Origin of the sequence: Algoriphagus sp. NF, from assembly GCF_028823735.1 — a bacterium.
GTDB classification, from domain to species: domain Bacteria; phylum Bacteroidota; class Bacteroidia; order Cytophagales; family Cyclobacteriaceae; genus Algoriphagus; species Algoriphagus marincola.
The window spans coordinates 1-1,593 of sequence record NZ_JAPEIB010000093.1; the positions used below are offsets into that span (position 1 = coordinate 1).

The following is a 1,593-nucleotide window of genomic DNA, read 5'->3' on the forward strand; positions in this document are numbered from 1 at the left end:
ATACAAGGGAGATGCAAAAGAATCCGGAAAATGCCCGCAAGATTGCGGTAAGCTCGGAAAACAAGAGCGACGAGGCGATTCATTGCTATGTAGTAGCTACTGATTGGTATGACGGCAGAACAGGAGAATATTTGGATACCACTCATGCACAAACCTGCGAATGGCAGCGGGGTGGATCTAGAAGTAGTTCTGGAGGATATTCGGAAGGAAGCTATGGTGGAGGCGGAGGCACAGATGGCCTAGGAGGTACTTGCAGCAGCTGTTATGATCCACCGGAAGTTCCGGAACCTAATCTGACAGTAAAAATTACACTTTCCATCAAAGCAAACCCAAGGATGAATTGTATCACCAATAAAATGTCCCTCAACAGCTTTGTAAAAGAAATCGCAAAATTCACAGAAACCGAACAAGACCCCGCCAATACTACTTTGAAACTCGGGCCGCTGTCTGGAGCAAATGGTCAGATGCAGCCTGATGGTAAAGGAAATTATGAAATAACAATTAATTCCTCGCAAGATGGACTGAACCGTCCTGATTTGCTGATTGCCAAAACAATTCTTCATGAATTAGTCCATGCAGAGATACAAGAGGCCTTAAGAAAAAAAGGGGTAACGGCTTGGGACAATGACTTTGGAAGAAATTTTGATACCTATGTGAAGTTATATAAAGGAAATAATGACCAGCATCATTCCTATATGGCAGAACAACTATTGGGTAAAATGGGTGCTGCTTTGATGGATATCCATAAAAACCAGTTTCCCGAGGATTTTGCTAAGTTGACAGCTTACATGAAAAGCATGGGAGACTATCCAAAAGGCATCCCAGTGGACTTTTATATGAATATCTGTTGGCAAGGCTTGAAAGAAACAACAGCCTTCAGTGTCATGAAAAAAATCACTACCAATCCGCCGATATTGTCGCCTTATGAGAAGTATGTGAGGGATATTTCTGATGCTAAAAAATTAACGAAACCATGTGGAAGTTAATTCTAGTTTTCTTTATTCTTTCTTTCCTGGTTAAGTCCAAAGAGAGATCAACCCTTATCATTCTTGATGACTGTGATAAGTGGAATAAGGTATCTCGCGGAAAGTTTAACAACCATTTTTCTTACTCAAGAGAAGTAGAAAAAATTGGTTTAGTTGGATTTATCTTTGGATGGATAGATGAAGACTATAGACTATCGACCAAATCCCTGACCTTTTCTGAAATAAGGAAATCCGAACCTCTGTATACCTCGCAATTTAGCATAAATGATTGGTATAGTTTACCGAGGGAATACGAGCGGGTTTTTATTCTAGCACCTGAAGATTACTGCTCGGAAAAGCGATTTTTGCATGATTATGAATTTACCCTCTATGAAGTCATCCTCTACGTAACTGCCGATACGGATGATGTGATCACTGAACCATTAAATTTGCTTCCCCTTCCAGAAGTGGATTCGGTTAGAAGAAAAAAGAAGGATTGAAATCATTTATTGAATTCAAAAAGAAGTAAAAACAGCGGTCATTGGCCGCTTTTTTTTTGCCAAATCATTTGAAAATTAGATTTTAAGTTTTAGATTGACGTATCATTTAATCGATCAACTAAGCTAAA

General features: G+C 39.4%; 2 protein-coding genes. Both read left to right on the forward strand.

Going from position 1 to position 1,593, the window contains the following annotated elements; translation table 11 throughout:
• On the forward strand, positions 1 to 986 hold a 986-nt coding region (locus OU792_RS18460), incomplete at its 5' end, for a hypothetical protein (RefSeq protein ID WP_274671047.1).
• Positions 974 to 1,465: a hypothetical protein gene (locus OU792_RS18465; RefSeq protein WP_274671048.1), complete on the forward strand. Its 492-nt coding sequence runs from the start codon at positions 974 to 976 to the stop codon at positions 1,463 to 1,465. The genes OU792_RS18460 and OU792_RS18465, both read left to right, overlap by 13 nt.
• Positions 1,466 to 1,593: the final 128 nt, after the last annotated feature.